Genomic DNA, 15,879 nt, shown 5'->3' with positions numbered 1-15,879 from the left:
GGGCTCAGAACGGCGGCGGGTCGTCGCCGAAGGGGTCGCTGCCGCGCGAGGGGAGGCCCGCGAAGGGATCGGACTTCTTCGATGTGGCGGTGGTCGTGGGGATCGTCCCGGCCTCGGAAAGCCGCGTGGCCCAGGCGGGGAACGGGAAGCCGACGGCGATCGGCACCGGGATCTCCGGCTGGCTCACGAACATCGTGCCCGGCGTGGCGAGCGTGGCGCGCACCCGCTGGCTGGCCGGGAGGAAGCCGTACTCGGGCCGCGAAGCCTCGGCGGCGTCGAGGCGGCCGACGATGCGCACCGAGCTGTTGCTGACGATCCGGCGTTCCACCTCGGAGGCCGTCTGCTGCGCGCCGATCAGGATGACGCCGAGGGAGCGGCCGCGTTCGGCGATGTCCAGCAGCACCTCCTTGATCGGGCTGCTGCCTTCGCGCGGCGCGTACTTGTTCAGCTCGTCCAGCATGGTGAACAACAGCCCGCCGGGGCCTGCCGCCTCCTTGCGGGCGGTCTCCGCGGCGAGCGTGACGCCGACGACGAACCGCTGCGCGCGCTCCACGAGGTTGTGGATGTCCACCACGGTCACCTGCTGGTTCTCGGTGGACAGCCGGCGGGCCGGGTGGTCGGCGAGGTCGCCGCGGATGAGGCCGGACAGGGCGCGCTGGCTCGAGCGCAGGCGGCGGATGAAGGCGTTGACCGTGCCGGCGCCGGTGACCGCACCCGCCCAGCTCGCGCGGGTTTCCTCGTCGGTGACGCGCTCGCAGATGACGTCGATGAGCTCGGCGTAGGTGCGGCACAGGACGCCGTCGACGTTCGCGGCGCCGTCCTTGCCCGCCGGGGTGCTGTCGAGCCGCAGGCGGTTCGCGACCTGGTGGATGACCATCGTGTACTGGTTGCGCTCGTCCTCGGCGTCGGCGAAGACGTACGGCAGCAGGTCCTGGCCGCAGAACTCCGCGATGGTCCACCAGAACGCGCCCACGCCCGAGGTCCGCCCGGTCACGTAAGGCTTCCCCGTGGTGTCCGACGGCGTCGGCGGCGCGAAGAAGCCGACGGACGCGAAGGGCTCGGCGGGCAGGCCCAGCTTGAGGTACTCGCCGGTGAGCTTCTCGTCGAGGTGGACGTTCGGCGTGTCGAGGAACAGCAGGTCCTCGCCCTTGACCGAGAAGACGAGGGCCTTGGCGTTGTGGGCGTTCGGCAGGGCGCCGCCGCGGAAGATCGAGTGCAGCAGGAACAACGCGAACGACGTCTTCGTGGCCACGCCGGAGACGCCGCTGATGCTGACGTGCGCGCCGCGGGTGCCGTCGAGGAAGTCCATGTTGAGGTAGACGGGTTCGCCGTCCCGGCCGAGGCCGACCGCCACCTGGCGGGTCATGTTGTCGAAGTACAGCGCCTGCGCGCGATCCTCCCCCACGGCCCGCTCGACCCGGCTGCCCGGCTTGGGCGGCACGTAGCACTCGGGCTCGACGCGGGTGGTGGCGATCTCGGCGATCTCCTGCACCTGTGCGGGCAGGACCCCGTCGGAGATCAGGAAGACGTCGCTGCCGAAGCTGGCGCCTTCGTGCCGCGCGGTCACCTGCGTCACGACGCCGTACGAGGTGACTTCGCCGAGGCCGGGCAGTTCCCTGCGCGTGACGACGACGTCGTCGAGCTGCAGGTAGGCGTCCGGATCGATGGCCACGCAGAACTGCAGCGGCGTCGAGTCCTCGGTGCCTGCCACCCGTCCGACCACGGTGGTGAGCGTCTCCTGGTCCACGGTTCTCCCTGTCCGGCCGGGGTCTTCCTCCCGCGGCAGACTAGCCCGCCGGTACGACAGTCCCGCGCCCAACACGGCGTTGCTCCCGCGGTGTCCGCGCAGGCCGGGACTGCGCCGAACGAGTGAGTTCACCCTTCGGGGAGTGCCTTTCGTCCCCGTCGCAGGCATTCCGGGGCGCACCCGGTTGCGCCGCAACGCCGTGCCCGTGGGGTCGCGGCGGGCGGGTGCGGCGTTACGGGCGCCGCTTCCGCCGCCGCTTCGGCCCGCCTTCCGCCTGCCGCCACGGCGAAGCGGGCCCTCGTGGTGGGCTCGGACACACGCCGCTCCGGCGTGTCGCGGGAAAAGTTCTCCGGAAGTGCTTCCGGTCCTATATGGACGACCACTGTGGACGGCTCCGGTACCGGGTTTTGCCTGCTCAGAGGCATGGCGAGGAGTCGGATTGCGATCCGGGTCGCGTCTGGCGAGGGTCCTTCCGGAGGCGGAACCCGCCCCCGCACAAGGAAATATTTCGACCCCCGGTTGGATTTTGTGCGGTATTGGTAATACCGTGTGCAGTGTCGGCCGAGATGGGCCGTGACGAGTAGTTCCACTATGGAGGACTGGAATGACGAACAAGGCCCAGCTGATCGAGGCGCTGTCGGAGCGTCTGGGCGACAAGAAGGTGGCTTCGCAGGCCGTTGACGGTCTGGTCGACATCATCATCCGGACGGTCAACAAGGGCGAAAAGGTCAACATCACCGGCTTCGGGGTGTTCGAGAAGCGCGCCCGCGCCGCTCGCACCGCCCGCAACCCGCGCACCGGTGAGGCCGTCCGCGTCAAGAAGACCAACGTGCCCGCCTTCCGCGCCGGCACCACCTTCAAGGACGTCATCTCCGGCACCAAGAAGCTCCCGAAGGCGACCCCGGTCAAGCGCGCCACCGCCACCACGGCGACCCGCGCCACCGCCACCAAGACCGCGGCGGCGGCCCCGGCCAAGGCCACGACTTCGCGGGCGACCACCTCGCGCGCGGCCGCGGCCAAGCCGGCCACCACGCGTTCGACGACCACGCGGACCCGCGCCACCGCGGCGAAGCCGGCCGCCAAGGCCACCACCGCCACCAAGGCGGCCCCGAAGACCGCCGCCAAGACCACGGCGGCCAAGGCCACCACGGCCAAGGCGACGACGACGCGGGCGAAGACCGCCGCCGCCAAGCCGGCCGCGACGAAGACCGCCGCGGCGAAGAAGACCACGGCGGCCAAGGCCCCGGCCAAGCGCACGTCGGCCGCCAAGAAGAAGTAACACCCTCTGGCGACATCGGAAGGGCCCCGCACCGGGTAGGTGCGGGGCCCTTCCGGCGTTCCGGGCCGGGTGGGCGGACTCGGCGGTGACCTTGCGGGCCTGCATCGCTCGGCGGGTTCGAGCCGAGTCGGACCACGCCAGCGACATGGGACACCAGAGCGGCGAATCCCCCACCCGCACCACGGCAGTCGAGGCACGCGGCGGGTTCGAGCCGGACCGGACCACGCCAGCGACATGGGACACCAGAGCGGCGAATCCCCCACCCGCACCACGGCAGTCGGAGCACGCGGCGGGTTCAAGCCAGGCCGGACCAGCCCGGCGACATGGGGCACCAGGAGCGGCGCCGGGGGCCTGAGCGCCCAACGCGACCCCGCGCGGAACCGTGCATGCCCTCGGCCGCCCCACCGGCATCCCGGCCCCGCCGAATTGCCGCGAGCTTCAGCGATCCCCCTCGGGCCGCCAATCCCGCGCGGCCCAGCACCGGCGTCCTCGCATCGCCCGTCCGGTCGTTCCGGGCCGCGGTGGGCCGAATGCGCGCAAACCGGGCTGAGATCGCCGCTCCCGCGCTCTCGGCAGGTCCAGCCACCCGGCACCCCGAACGCCGTCCACCGGCCGCGACCCCGCCACACAGGACTGCCACCGGAACCGGCCGCCCGCCTTTCCCCGGGCATTTCGCCCGCCGCGGAACCGGTCCCGGCCACTCGCCCACCCGATCCTCCTCCGGTCGCCGAAGAATTCACCTCGCCACTCCTTGGGGTGAACGCCCCTTATCCCCCGGCGTCGATGCACCGACGGTTGCCTTCGCCCCTTCGCGGGTAGCCGTCCGTAACAGAACGCAATCCGAGCGCAAGGAGTCGCGATGACCGAGAACGAAAACCGGCCCGAAGCCGACCTCGCCCACAGCCGGCAGCTCATCAAAGAGGCCAAAGAAGCCGCCGCGGAGGCGCACCTGGCCGATCCTGCCGATGGGGCCGCCGACGAGGCTCTCGCCACCGATCCGCCCTACCACCACGGGGAGCAGGGCACCACGCCCTCCGGGAACTAGATTCCCGGCGCATTTCCGCCGGTATTGCCGCTGCGGCCCGCCGCCCGGCCAAAGCCGGGGCGGTCCTATCGGGACCGGGGCGAGACTCCGCCGTTACGCCTAACCAGGAGGAAATTGCCGTACCTCTCCTCGGGTGGATACACTCCACCGAAGAACGCCGACCATTGTGCAACTTGTCACACGTCGCGTTCCCCGGACGCACATCCAGCTGAGGAGCATTCCCGTGGCCCAGAAAGTCCTCGTCGAGATCCTGGACGACATCGACGGCACCACCGCCGCCCAGACCGTTCAGTTCGGCCTCGACGGTGTCACCTACGAAATCGACCTTTCGGACGACAACGCCTCCGCCCTGCGCGACGAGCTGGCCCGCTACATCGCGGCCGGACGGCGCATCGGCGGGCGCAAGGTCCGCGTCGCCACCGGGCAGTCGACCACCACCAGCACCACCGACCGCGAGCGCAACCAGCAGATCCGCGCCTGGGCCAACGCGAACGGCTACGAGGTCTCCGAGCGCGGCCGCCTGTCCTCCGAGGTGATCTCGGCCTACGAGCAGGCCCAGGTCGAAGAGGCCGAGACGCCCGCCGCGCCGCCGCGCAAGCGCGCTCCGCGCAAGAAGGTCGCGGCCGCCAAGAAGTAACCCCGGTGGCCGGGAGATCACTGGGGAGAGATCACCGCAGCGGCGGTGGCGGAGGCTGAACGGGCCCCTGCCACCGCCGCCGGCTTTTGCGGCGCCGTGGGAGGCGTCACAGTTGTCAGGAATTGTCAGCGCTTTCCGCGGCCTTTCCGCAAAACCTCACCCGCGCAGCGCCGGCCCGATCCAGCGGCGCACCAGGGCGCGCAGCTCGTCGTCGGTCAGCGGCGGCGTCGACGGGTACTGCAGGAACGACAGGAACAGCCGCATCAGCACTTCGGCGAGGCCGCGCAGCTCCTCGTCGGTGCCGATCCCGGCGCCCGCCCAGTCCACCGGCAGGTTGTGGAGGATCCGCGCGCCGTACGAGAACGCCAGCGGCGAAACCACGCCGTCGGTGAAGAAGTCCGCTTCGCCCGCCTGCAGGAGCAGCCCCATGCGGGGCTCGGCGGGCAACGTGCGCACAGCGAACACCACGGACTCCACCGCGGCTTCCGCGGCGGTGCCGAAGGCGGCCAGGTGCCGCTCCATCCGCGCCGCGAACTCCTCGACACCGGCCAGCGCGACGGCCCGCAGGATGTCCTTCAGGCTCGGGAAGTACCGGTACACGGTCTGCCGGGTGACGCCCGCCTCGGCCGCGACGTCGGAGAGGCTCGTCTTGGCCAGGCCGGCCCGGTCGAGGCACGCCGTCGCCGCTTCGACGATCCGGCGGCGTGCCGCGTCTTCGGTGCCGGGCGGGTTGCCCTGCCATCCGTGGTGCCCCATACCGCCATCTTCCCCGAGCCGGGCGCTCAGGCCGGGACAGGGGCGCGCTCGCGCCGGTACAGCGCCAGCACCAGCAGGCCGGCCGCGGCGAAGCAGGCCAGCACGTAGAGCCCGCTGCCGGTCGGGGTGCCTTCGGGGGTGACACCGGCATCGGCGGCCAGGTACGCCGGCAGCGCCCCGAGCCAGCACACCGCCAGCCCGCCGAGGTAAACCGCGGGGTACACCCGGGCGAAGGGCGACCAGGGCTCGCCCGGTTCGCCGGACCGCAGGTGCGCCACGACGATCCAGGTACCCGCCACCCACAGCAGTCCCAGCTCGACACCGAGGATCCACGCCCGCGCGGTGACGTCGTCGCCCGCGAAGCCCGACGGGATCCCGGCGATCGCCATGGCCGGCGGCGTGAGCACCCCGGCGAGCAGGATCCGCGGGGTGAGCCGTCGCCGCGGCGGACCGCCCGTCAGACGCACGACGAGGTAGGTCATCGCGGCCATCGACACCGACGCGAACAGCAGCATGCTGTTGAGCGGCACCGAAGCCAGCGCCGGCCGGTTGACGATCGCGTTGCCCGGGTTCCAGGCCCACCACTTCAGCTGCGGGCCGAGCTGGTCGAAGACCTCGTAGAACACCTGGCAGACGAAGGCCACCGCCACCGAACCCCGCAGCGCCCCGCGCCGGAACAGCCCGAGCGATCGCACGACCTCGTAGGCGAGCTGGCTGAACGCCGGGTAGAACGCGATGATGTAGAGCGGCAGCCGGTCCCCCATGAACTGCACGGTGAACCGGTTGTGGGCGAAGATGAAGCCGTACAGCCGGTCGAGCCCGAACCACTCCGGGAAGTACAGCGGCGGCTCGGTGACGAAGAGGTAGACCAGCGAAGCCCACCACAGCGCCAGGTTCACCGGGTCACCCGCGCGGTACCGGCGGAGGGCGTGCACCAGCGCGAACACCGCGCCGCCGACGATCAGCACCTCCAGCAGCGGCATCGTCCAGTGGGCGAGCGCCCACGGCGGCCGGACCGAAACCACCGGCGAGACGTCGTGGCAGTCGAACCCGAGACCGCGGGTGACGGCTTCGGCGTCCGGCCCGCACGCCGTGCTCATCGCGCGGTCGCCGTCGCCGTCGAGTAGTCCGTGGCCGGGGGTTCGGCCTGCGGGTCGAAGCCGAACGGGACCCGGTGCCTGCCCAGCGCCGCGCGGACGCGGTACCGCACCAGGCCCGCGAGCACGCGCGGGGTGCGCAGCATCTGCCCGAGCGACTCGTCCAGGTTGAACACCTTGGCGAAGTGCTCGTCGACCACCGCGTCCTCCCGCGCCGCACCGACGACGAGGCTGAACGCCGGCGCCGACACGGCCGCGACGAGCCGTCGCCGCCACTCCGGCAGCTGTTCGGTCCCCACGGCGCACGCGTAGCCCTGGTCCCGGGCCATCGCCAGGCGCCACGGCACGCGCAGCAATCCGCGTTGCGCGGCGAAGAAGCGCGCGGAGAACCTCTCGTCGAGCCGCTCGGCGCGGGACAGGTGCTCGCGCAGCAGCAGGGCCGAAGCCGACGCGGAGCTGATGCCCTGGGCGTAGAAGGGGTTGAACGCGCAGATCGAGTCACCGACGAAGACCAGGCCACGCGGCCGGCGGCGCAACCGGTCGTAGCGCCGCCACTTGTTGCCGGTGGAGCGGGTGAGGTGGACCGGCGAGGCGGGGGCGCAGCGGTCCATGGCGTCGGCGAACAACGGCGTCCGCACCCGGCGCGCGGTCTCCACGAACGCGTCGGTGGTGCTCGGCATCTCCAGTCCCCACGAGCCCATGCAGGCGATGACGCGGTTGCCTTCGATCGGGAAGAAGTTGACCAGGAACTCGTGTTCGGCGGGGTGCTCGCCCTTGTCCGGCGTCGGCATGATCACCAGGTGCCGCCACCACCAGGACGCGGGACGTTCGGCGGGCAGGTCGTACCAGCGCGAGGTGTAGGTGACCTTGGCGTCGAGGGTCTGCACTTCGGGCTCGGGCCAGCCGGCCGCCGCCAGCCAGCCGGAAACCGGGGAGCCGCGGCCCATCGCGTCCACCACGAAGTCGGCGTCGACGTGCTCGCCGTCGGCGAAGCCGACGCCGGTGACCTTCCCGTCCGCGGTGGTCAGGCCGCGCACCGCGACACCTTCGCGGACGTCGACGTTCGCCAGCTGCCGCACCTTGTCCCGCAGCACGCGCTCGATGAGGATCCGCGAGCCGTAGACCATCGTCATGGCGCTGCGCTTGCGGGCCGACCAGCCGGGCCCGTCGAGGTAGGCGGCGTCCATGGACGGCATCAGCAGCAGCCCGCCTGCCGCGATGAGGTCGTCTTCGAAGCCCGGGAACAGGGCGCCGATCGCGCGCCGCCCGGAGTTGAGCAGGAAATGCGGGTGCTTGCTCTGCGGGACGCCGCGGCGGTGCTCGGCGCCCTCGGGCAGTTCGTCGCGTTCCAGCACCAGGACGCGGCCGAAGTGCGGGGCGAGCGCACCGGCCGCGCAGAGACCGGCGGCGCTGCCGCCCAGGACGACGGCGGTGTTGCCGAGCCGCATGCGGATCAACTCCCGTCATTCATACAAACGGACACTGAATGTATGAATGACCCACGGGCGGTGTCAAGCCCCCGCCTGCGTCCACTATGGACAGACAAGGCGGGTCCGGGGTTTCCCGGCCCGCCCGCGCGGGTAGTCACCGGCGACAGGGAGGCGCACGATGACCGACGACGAACCGGCCGCGCACCTGCAGGCCGTGGCCGCGGAGCTGGGGCTGCAGCCGGAGGACACCCGATCGCGCACCGGCGACTTCGCGGGCGGGCAGATCCGCTTCGCGGGACAGGCGGGCGAGCGCGCGGCGAACGACTACCTGCTGCGCTGGACACCCGGCGAAGGCTGGGAGCTGGCCGCCGAGGCCGGCCCGTCCGGCGCGGCGCGGGTCGTGGCCGGCCTGCCGGGCACGCCGGCACCCGCAGCGGTCGCCGACTTCGTCCTCACGGCGCTGTCCGGGCGAGGGGAACGGCCGGTGCGCCGGGCGGACGAGGGCGCGGCCGAGCCGGCTCGACGCCCTTGGTGATCACGCGGGTGCGCAGCGAAGCGCTCGTGGCGTTCCCGGCGGGTGCCGATTTCCACAGTGGACGCTTCGGGAAGCTCGGCCAGGGTGGCGCCCCGTGCGGGCAGTTCCCCGGTCGCCACGCTGCGGGACAGGTCGGTCTTGTCGCGGGAGTGCTCGGAGAGCGGCGGCCACGTCCGAGGCGATGGTCGCGGACGTCCCGCGCACCGGCCGCGAGACGATCGCCGCCCAGCGTTTCGGCTCGATCCCGGAAACGACAAAGGGCCCCGCACCAGTTCGGTGCGGGGCCCTTCGCCAGCTGGATCCGGTTACTTCTTCTTGGCCGCGGAGGTCCGCTTGGCCGGGGCCTTCGCCGCCGGGGCCTTCGCCGCGGTGGTCTTGGCCGCGGCCGGCTTGGCGGCAGCAGTCCGGGTGCGCGTCGTCGTCGCCTTCGCCGCAGTCGCCTTCGCCGGGGTCGCCTTCGCCGGGGTGGCCTTGGCCGCCGTCGTCTTGGCGGCTGCGGTCTTCGGGGCCGCCTTGGTCGCCGTGGTCGCCTTGGCCGCCGGCTTCGCCGCGGTCGCGCGGGTCCGCGTGGTCGTCGCGGCCGGCTTCGCCGCCGCCGCCCGCGTGGTGCGGGTGGTGGTGGCCTTCGCCGGAGCAGCAGCCGCCGCGGTCTTGGTCGCCGTCGCGCGGGTCGAGGTCGACGCCGTGGCGCGCTTGACCGGGGTCGCCTTCGGGAGCTTCTTCGTGCCGGAGATGACGTCCTTGAACGTCGTGCCGGCGCGGAACGCGGGCACGTTGGTCTTCTTCACCTTCACGGCCTCACCGGTGCGCGGGTTGCGCGCCGTGCGAGCCGCGCGAGCGCGCTTCTCGAACACCCCGAAGCCGGTGATGTTGACCTTCTCGCCCTTGTTGACCGTCCGGATGATGATGTCCACCAGACCGTCCACGGCCTGCGCAGCCACCTTCTTGTCATCGCCCAGACGCTCCGACAGCGCCTCGATCAGCTGGGCCTTGTTCGTCATTCCAGTCCTCCATAGTGGAACTACCAGTCAGGCCCATCGCGGCCGACAGCGCACAGCGTATTACCACGGCCCCGCAAAACCAAACAGCGACGGCATCTTAACTCTGTTGTGTCGCGCGGAATTCCGGTCCCACCCGGCCCGGGACGGCCGGAAAATCGAACAATTGATCGACGTCGGCCCGCGAAAGCCCTCCCCCGCAACCGATCCGCGGCCGCGGCGGAAAGCCGGTCAGGCCACGTGCCGTCCCGTCGGCCGCGGCCGGAAACGCCATCGTTGCGGCGGTTCCGCGGCCTCCGGCGAAGAACCGCCCGCGGTGCCCGTGACGTCGTCGCCGGGCAACGGCAGCCGGCCGGCGGAACGCGGTGCGGGCCGGCGCTTGTGCTGCCGCCGCACCGCGAAGAGCAGGGCCAGCCCGGCGACGACGAGCGCGTGGGAGGCCACCCGGTCCGGCGCCACCTCCCCGGTCGTCAGGTCGACGCCGGAAGTGATGCCCAGCACCACCACGAATCCGCCCAGCGCCGGCAACAGCCCCGCGGCCGTCGCGGGCCGCAGGGCCGCCCAGAGCAGCCCGATGCCGACGGCGACGTTCCAGGCGGCGCTCTCGTTGCCGAGGTGCACCGCGGCCGCGAACCCGCCGTGGCCGGCGTGACCCACGTGCCCGACGTCAGCGCCGAGCAGCTCGGCCAGCCCGAGCCCGCTCTGCACGAGCGCGACGAGGGCGAGCGCCACGCGCACGCCCCAGCGCTGCGGCCGGGGCACCGGCGCGCCGTCCAGGATCCGCGCGGTGAGATCGGGCACCGGCGGCGCTTCCCGGACCACGGTCAGCCGGCGCAGCGCCGCCGCCCGCTCCTGCCAGGCGCGGCAGTCCGGGCAGCCGGCCAGGTGCCGGTCGAGGACGTCGTCCGGCAGCGGCGGCCGCTCGCCGTCGATGCGCGCCGACAGCGATTCGCGCAGCTCCGCGCAGTCCACGTCCACCTCCCGTAGTCGCCTGCCGGGCGAACCCGGATGCCGGGCCCACTGTCCGATCGGGACGGTCCCGCCGGGTGTGCGTTCAGCCCACGAGCCGGGACGAGCGCCCCGCCAGCGCCGCGAGCAGGTCCTCCCTGGCCCGCGCGACGCGGGACCGGATGGTGCCGACCGGGCACCCGCACACCTCGGCGGCGTCCGCATAGGACAGTCCGAGGGTCTGGGTGAGCACGAAGGCCGCCCGGCGGTCCTCGTCGAGCGCGGCCACCAGCTCGTCCAGCACGACCTGCTCGTCCAGCCGTTCCGGCGGGACGACGCTTTCGGCCGCGGCCTGCCAGTCCGTCCCGGTGGTGCGGGGCCGGGCCCGTGCGGCGCGGATGTGGTCGGCCACGACCCGGCGGGCGATGGCCAGCACCCAGGTGCGGGCCGACGAATCGCCCCGGAACCGCGGCAGGGCGCTCAGCACGCGCAGGAACGTCTCCTGGGTGAGGTCGTCGGCGGTGCGCGTGCTGTCCAGCGCGGCGACGAACCGCCAGACGTGCGGCTGGGCGGCCCGCAGGAACCGCTCGAGCGCCACCGGGTCGCCGCGCCCCGCGCGCAGGGCCCAGCCGGTCAGTTCGGGGTCTTCCGCGCGGTGTGCGGTCACACCCCCTACTACGCACCCCCGTCCCGGCCGGTTGAAAACGATCTTGGAAAACCCGCGGGAACCGATCGGCCGCCGGGACCGACCTTCTCCCCGCGAGGCCACGAACGACGCGCGGAAGGCGAGGACGGCGATGATCCGGACACAGTACGAGGTCACCGGGATGACCTGCGGGCACTGCGCCAGCTCGGTCCGCGAGGAACTCGGCGGGCTGCCGGGGGTGCGCAGCGTCGACGTCGACGTCCCGAGCGGTGCGGTCGACGTGGCGAGCGACACCGCGCTCGACCCGGCGCAGGTCGCCGAAGCCGTCCGCACCGCCGGCTACCGGCTCGTCCGGTGACCACCACCGGCCACCGCGCGACGCGGGCGCCGGGCCGGGAGGTCGAGCTGCTGATCGGCGGCATGACCTGCGGGTCGTGCGCCGCGAGGATCGAACGCAAGCTCAACCGGCTCGACGGCGTCCGCGCGGGCGTCAACTACGCGACCGCCAAGGCGCTCGTGCACGTTCCGCCAGCGCTGACGGTCGACGACATCGTGCAGGCGGTGCAGGCGAGCGGCTACACGGCGACGGTGCCCGGCGCGGCGGCGGCCAAGGCGACGCCGGACGCGCTGCGGCAACGGCTGAAGCTGTCCGCCGCGCTCGCGGTGCCCGTCGTCGCAATGGCGATGGTGCCGCCACTGCAGTTCCCGGGCTGGCAATGGCTTTCCCTGGTGCTGGCGACCCCGGTGGTCACCTGGGGCGCCTGGCCGCTGCACCGGGCGGCGCTGGCGAACCTGAAGCACCGGACCGCGACCATGGACACGCTGGTGTCCATCGGGGTCGCCGCGGCGTACTTGTGGTCGCTCTACGCGCTGGTCTTCGGCGACGCCGGGACGATCGGGATGCGGCACGGGTTCGACCTCACCCCGTCCGGGCAGGGCGACGGGATCTACTTCGAAGTGGCCACCGGGGTGACGCTGTTCATCCTGGCCGGGCGCTTCTTCGAGGCACGGTCGCGCAGACGGGCCGGCGCGGCCCTGCGCGCGTTGCTCGACCTGGGCGCCAAGGACGTCTCGCTGCTGGTCGACGGCCGCGAGGAGCGGGTGCCGATCGACCGGTTGCGCGCGGGCGACGTGTTCGTCGTGCGGCCCGGCGAAAAGGTCGCGACCGACGGCGTGGTCGTCGACGGCGCTTCGGCGGTCGACCTGAGCCTGGTGACCGGCGAGGCGGTGCCGGTCGAGGTCGCGCCCGGCGCGGAAGTCGTCGGCGCCACGGTCAACCTCAGCGGCCGGCTGCTCGTGCGTGCCGTCCGGGTGGGCACGGAGACCCGGCTCGCGCGGATCGCCGCGATGGTCGAACGGGCGCAGAACGGGAAGGCGCGGGTGCAGCGGCTCGCCGACCGGGTGTCGGCGGTGTTCGTCCCGATCGTCCTCGTGCTTTCCCTGGCCACGCTGGCCTTCTGGCTGCTGTCCGGCGGGAGTGCCGGGCAGGCGTTCACCGCGGCGGTGGCCGTGCTGATCATCGCCTGCCCGTGCGCGCTCGGCCTGGCCACCCCGACCGCGCTGCTCGTCGGCACCGGCCGCGGGGCCCAGCTCGGCGTGCTGGTCAAGGGGCCCGAGATGCTGGAGTCCACCCGCCGCGTCGACACCGTCGTGCTCGACAAGACCGGCACCATCACCACCGGGAAGATGACGCTCACCGCGTCCGCACCGCCGACGGCGTGCCCGCGGACGTCGCCCTGCAGCTGGCCGCGGCGCTGGAAAGCGCGTCGGAACACCCCATCGCGCTCGCCGTCACCGAAGCCGCCCGCCGCCGCTTCGGCCACGTGGGGCAGGTCGCCGAGTTCCGGACCATCGCCGGGTTCGGGGTGCTGGGCCGGGTCGGGCGGCACCGGGTCGTCGTCGGGAAGCCGGAACTGCTGCAGCGGTTCTCGATCGGCGTCCCGGCGTCGCTGGCCCGCGAGAAGACCAAGGCCGAGCAGGCCGGGAACACCGCGGTGGTGCTCGCCTGGGACGGCCTCGCGCACGCCGTGCTCGTCGTCGCCGACACCGTGAAGCCGACGTCCGCGCCTGCGGTGTTCGCCCTGCGCCGGCTGGGCCTGAACCCGGTCCTGCTCACCGGCGACAACGAAGCCGTGGCCCGGGCGATCGCCGTCGAGGCGGGCATCACCGACGTGATCGCCGGGGTGTCGCCGGAGCAGAAGGTCGCGGTGCTGGCGGAGCTGCAGGCGCGCGGGCACGTGGTCGCGATGATCGGCGACGGCGTGAACGACGCCGCCGCGCTGGCCGCCGCCGACCTCGGGCTGGCCATCGGCACCGGCACCGACGCGGCCATCGAGGCCGCCGACCTGACGCTGGTGCGCGGCGACCTGCTGGCCGCCGTCGACGCGATCCGGCTCGCCCGGCGCACCCTGAGCACGATCAAGGCGAACCTGTTCTGGGCATTGGCCTACAACGTCGCCGCGGTGCCGCTGGCGGCCGCGGGCCTGCTGAACCCGATGATCGCCGGCGCGGCGATGGCGCTGTCGAGCTGCCTGGTGGTGTCCAACAGCCTGCGGTTGACCCGGTTCCAGGGCACGACCGCGCGGGCGGCGCACTGAATGTCCACTTCAGACTCCCGGCGCACGCCGGTGCCGGTGGCGATCCCGAGGCCGACGGTCGCCGGCGCCGGGCGTCGTCAATGCCATCGCCACCCGGTGGCCGCTTCAGCGGCCGGGGCGGGCACGGCGACACCTGCCTCGACCAGCAGCCGCGCCGACCCACCATGACCGGCACCGGGTTCCCCGGTCATCGCGGCGATATCCACAGTGGACAACCGGCGTGGCCGGCGCGACGCAAACCAGCTCCCACCACGGGAACCGCAGCGACGGCACCAGCGCCAGGGTGATCGACAGGTTCCCCGACGGCACCGGGAGCAGCATCGCGAGCCGCAGCAGGGGGATCACAGCATCGCGAGCAGCAGCACGGAGGTGCCGAGGCCCATCAGGGCGTCGGCACCCCACCCGGCCGTGCGCACCGACGGCGGCGCCACCCGCGCCCCGTCGAGACCTCGGGCGAGGAACACCGTGCCCGCCAGGCCGAAGGCGATCGCCAGCGGCAGCGCGACGAGCACGACGTCCGCGGGCACACCCCCGCCGGCCGACGGGAGGGCCATGGCCATGCCTTCCATGCCCGGCATGTCCGTGGTCGTCGCCGTTCCGCCGCCGACCATGGCGCGGGGCATGGCGAACACCATCCACACCATGGCGAGCATCATCACGGCGTGGTAGCCGGGGTGCCACCGGCTCCCGTGCGCGCCGCCGCGCACGGCCGCCACGGCGAACCACGCGGCGGCGAACCCGAACAGCACCACCTGCGGGAGGCCGGCCAGGCCCATCGTGGCCGGCCACACCATGGCGACCATGGCCGCGCACATCGCCGCGTGCAGCACGTCGCCGATCCGGCTCGCCGCCGTGCCGTGCCGGATGCAGCGGTAGAGGCAGAACGCCCCCGCCGCCGCGAAGACCGCCGTCAGGATCCACCGCAACCCGGTCGCCTCGATCACGACGGCACCTCCTCGCGACGCGCGCCGACGACCAGGTCGACGACCAGGAAAGCCAGCAGTGACAGGCCGAACACCGGCAGGTAGTAGCCGATGACCGCGGTCACCACGAGGAACGGCGCGAGCACTCGCCCGGGAATCCGGCGCCAGGTCCCGCGCACCGGCGGGCGACCCCACCGCTTCTCGCCGCGGGTCGGGCGGCGCAGCCACCACATCCGGTACCCCCAGAAGATGACCGCGACGAGCCCGGCGGCCAGCAGCGTGAGGACGATCTGGTTCGCGACGCCGAAGAGCAGTCCCATGTGGGCGTCGATCCCCCAGCGGGACAGCTTGGCGGCCAGGGAGTAGTCGGCGAACCGCAGCGTGCCGGTGATCCGGCCGCCGTCGGGGTCGACGGCCATCGAGTCGGCCCGGGTCGGCCAGTCACGGCCGACCTGCTGCACGACGTAGGCCTTCCCCGGCGCGGACGGCGGGCGGATCTCCACCGGATCGGCCAGGCCCGCCTGCAGGGTCGCGGCGCGCACGGCATCGACCCCGACGTCGGCGCCCGGGGGCGTGGGCAGCGCGGTCGGCACCGAGGGCGTCGTCCAGTCCAGCTGGGCGCGCAGTTCGCTGATGGTGTCGCCGGCGTGCTCGGACCAGGTGAGCCCGGTGGCCGAGAGGAACAGCAGCCCGGCCGCGATCGCCAAGCCGGTCATCCGGTGCCAGGACAGCAACCGGCCGCGCGCGCTGCGCGACCTCTTGCGCCTCCCCGCCCACAACGCGATCCCGGCGAGCACGACGACCCACAGCCAGCTGGCTGCGAGTTCGCTGTACCAGCGGCCGAAGTCCCCGAGCTGCAGGTTGGCGTGCAGCCCGTCGATCCAGGCCCGCAGCGGCAGCGCCTGCCCGGAGCCGTAGGTTTCGAGCTGTCCGCGGATCCCGCCGGTGTGCGGGTCGACGAAGACGGTGTGGTGGTAGCTGGGAGCGAGCCCGGGCCGGTCGAAGACGACCTGGGTCGCGTCGGTGGGCGCCGCCCCGGGCCGGATCCCGGTGACCGTCCCGTCGGGGACGACGGCCTTGGCGGCGGCGGCCTGCTGGGCCAGCGGAACGCTGCCGGGCCCGGCGGGGACGTGCAGCTCGTGGTCGTAGGGCGTGTCTGACAATGCCTTGGTCCAGGTGAACACGGCGTGCAAGACGACCGCTGATCGGTAGACGATGGCGAGCTTGTCGTAGCGAGTGGC

14 protein-coding genes and 1 pseudogene are annotated in these 15,879 nt (G+C 72.9%); 6 read left to right on the top strand and 9 right to left on the bottom strand.

Annotated elements, in window-relative coordinates; genetic code table 11:
* Positions 1-4: 4 nt before the first annotated feature.
* Positions 5-1,747: an ATP-binding protein gene (locus tag ABZX11_RS02730; protein ID WP_354909258.1), complete on the bottom strand. Its 1,743-nt coding sequence runs from the start codon at positions 1,745-1,747 to the stop codon at positions 5-7.
* A 604-nt stretch (positions 1,748-2,351) separates the two neighbouring features.
* On the opposite strand from ABZX11_RS02730, the gene ABZX11_RS02725 reads away from it, so the two are divergent.
* The 3 genes from ABZX11_RS02725 (at position 2,352) to ABZX11_RS02715 (ending at position 4,708) form a co-directional block, all read left to right on the top strand.
* Positions 2,352-3,026, top strand: coding sequence for an HU family DNA-binding protein (locus ABZX11_RS02725; protein WP_176172372.1), 675 nt, complete (start codon positions 2,352-2,354; stop codon positions 3,024-3,026).
* An 859-nt stretch (positions 3,027-3,885) separates the two neighbouring features.
* Entirely contained in the window at positions 3,886-4,071 is a 186-nt protein-coding gene (locus ABZX11_RS02720) for a hypothetical protein (RefSeq protein WP_354909256.1), read from the top strand.
* Between the two features lie 223 nt (positions 4,072-4,294).
* On the top strand, positions 4,295-4,708 hold the full coding sequence (locus tag ABZX11_RS02715; protein WP_176172374.1) for an Lsr2 family protein: 414 nt from the start codon (positions 4,295-4,297) through the stop codon (positions 4,706-4,708).
* Positions 4,709-4,864: 156 nt separating this feature from the next.
* Here the strand turns inward: ABZX11_RS02715 and ABZX11_RS02710 are convergent, their stop codons facing one another.
* The 3 genes from ABZX11_RS02710 to ABZX11_RS02700 are packed head-to-tail and all read right to left on the bottom strand — an operon-like array spanning position 4,865 to position 8,009.
* Positions 4,865-5,464, bottom strand: a complete 600-nt coding sequence (locus ABZX11_RS02710) for a TetR/AcrR family transcriptional regulator (RefSeq protein ID WP_354909253.1) — start codon at positions 5,462-5,464, stop codon at positions 4,865-4,867.
* 26 nt (positions 5,465-5,490) lie between these two features.
* Positions 5,491-6,564: a hypothetical protein gene (locus tag ABZX11_RS02705; RefSeq protein ID WP_354909251.1), complete on the bottom strand. Its 1,074-nt coding sequence runs from the start codon at positions 6,562-6,564 to the stop codon at positions 5,491-5,493.
* Positions 6,561-8,009, bottom strand: a complete 1,449-nt coding sequence (locus ABZX11_RS02700) for a tryptophan 7-halogenase (protein ID WP_354909248.1) — start codon at positions 8,007-8,009, stop codon at positions 6,561-6,563. The genes ABZX11_RS02705 and ABZX11_RS02700 overlap by 4 nt, the downstream gene beginning before the upstream one ends.
* 160 nt (positions 8,010-8,169) lie before the next feature.
* Here ABZX11_RS02700 and ABZX11_RS02695 point away from each other — a divergent pair, with 160 nt between their 5' ends.
* On the top strand, positions 8,170-8,526 hold the full coding sequence (locus ABZX11_RS02695; RefSeq protein ID WP_354909246.1) for a DUF6292 family protein: 357 nt from the start codon (positions 8,170-8,172) through the stop codon (positions 8,524-8,526).
* Between the two features lie 305 nt (positions 8,527-8,831).
* Here ABZX11_RS02695 and ABZX11_RS02690 read toward each other — a convergent pair whose 3' ends face one another.
* The 3 genes from ABZX11_RS02690 to ABZX11_RS02680 form a co-directional block, all read right to left on the bottom strand.
* A complete protein-coding gene (locus ABZX11_RS02690) occupies positions 8,832-9,527 on the bottom strand; it encodes an HU family DNA-binding protein (protein WP_354909244.1) in 696 nt (231 codons plus the stop codon).
* Positions 9,528-9,755: 228 nt separating this feature from the next.
* Complete coding sequence (locus ABZX11_RS02685) at positions 9,756-10,496, bottom strand: zf-HC2 domain-containing protein (protein WP_354909242.1); 741 nt, start codon at positions 10,494-10,496, stop codon at positions 9,756-9,758.
* Between the two features lie 82 nt (positions 10,497-10,578).
* On the bottom strand, positions 10,579-11,139 hold the full coding sequence (locus ABZX11_RS02680) for a sigma-70 family RNA polymerase sigma factor (protein ID WP_354909240.1): 561 nt from the start codon (positions 11,137-11,139) through the stop codon (positions 10,579-10,581).
* Between the two features lie 130 nt (positions 11,140-11,269).
* On the opposite strand from ABZX11_RS02680, the gene ABZX11_RS02675 reads away from it, so the two are divergent.
* Both ABZX11_RS02675 and ABZX11_RS02670 read left to right on the top strand, forming a co-directional pair.
* Positions 11,270-11,476, top strand: a complete 207-nt coding sequence (locus ABZX11_RS02675) for a heavy-metal-associated domain-containing protein (RefSeq protein ID WP_176172381.1) — start codon at positions 11,270-11,272, stop codon at positions 11,474-11,476.
* Between the two features lie 62 nt (positions 11,477-11,538).
* Positions 11,539-13,715, top strand: a pseudogene (locus ABZX11_RS02670) (heavy metal translocating P-type ATPase).
* A 341-nt stretch (positions 13,716-14,056) separates the two neighbouring features.
* On the opposite strand, the gene ABZX11_RS02665 reads toward ABZX11_RS02670, so the two are convergent.
* Complete coding sequence (locus ABZX11_RS02665) at positions 14,057-14,659, bottom strand: DUF5134 domain-containing protein (protein WP_354909236.1); 603 nt, start codon at positions 14,657-14,659, stop codon at positions 14,057-14,059.
* A partial coding sequence (locus ABZX11_RS02660; RefSeq protein WP_354909234.1) for a PepSY-associated TM helix domain-containing protein occupies positions 14,656-15,879 on the bottom strand: 1,224 nt, incomplete at its 5' end. The genes ABZX11_RS02665 and ABZX11_RS02660, both read right to left, overlap by 4 nt.

Origin of the sequence: Amycolatopsis sp. NPDC004169, assembly GCF_040610315.1 — a bacterium.
GTDB lineage: Bacteria > Actinomycetota > Actinomycetes > Mycobacteriales > Pseudonocardiaceae > Amycolatopsis.
The sequence above is the reverse complement of the archived record's forward strand: the minus strand, read 5'-3'. Positions and strand labels throughout refer to the sequence as shown.

What these genes read in the sequence shown, in the direction of transcription:
- ABZX11_RS02695 (WP_354909246.1), top strand. Translation starts at nt 8,170, where the DNA reads ATGACCGACGACGAACCGGCCGCGCACCTGCAGGCCGTGGCCGCGGAG.
- ABZX11_RS02690 (WP_354909244.1), bottom strand. Translation starts at nt 9,527, where the DNA reads ATGACGAACAAGGCCCAGCTGATCGAGGCGCTGTCGGAGCGTCTGGGC.
- ABZX11_RS02700 (WP_354909248.1), bottom strand. Translation starts at nt 8,009, where the DNA reads ATGCGGCTCGGCAACACCGCCGTCGTCCTGGGCGGCAGCGCCGCCGGT.
- ABZX11_RS02705 (WP_354909251.1), bottom strand. Translation starts at nt 6,564, where the DNA reads ATGAGCACGGCGTGCGGGCCGGACGCCGAAGCCGTCACCCGCGGTCTC.
- ABZX11_RS02720 (WP_354909256.1), top strand. Translation starts at nt 3,886, where the DNA reads ATGACCGAGAACGAAAACCGGCCCGAAGCCGACCTCGCCCACAGCCGG.
- ABZX11_RS02675 (WP_176172381.1), top strand. Translation starts at nt 11,270, where the DNA reads ATGATCCGGACACAGTACGAGGTCACCGGGATGACCTGCGGGCACTGC.
- ABZX11_RS02725 (WP_176172372.1), top strand. Translation starts at nt 2,352, where the DNA reads ATGACGAACAAGGCCCAGCTGATCGAGGCGCTGTCGGAGCGTCTGGGC.
- ABZX11_RS02710 (WP_354909253.1), bottom strand. Translation starts at nt 5,464, where the DNA reads ATGGGGCACCACGGATGGCAGGGCAACCCGCCCGGCACCGAAGACGCG.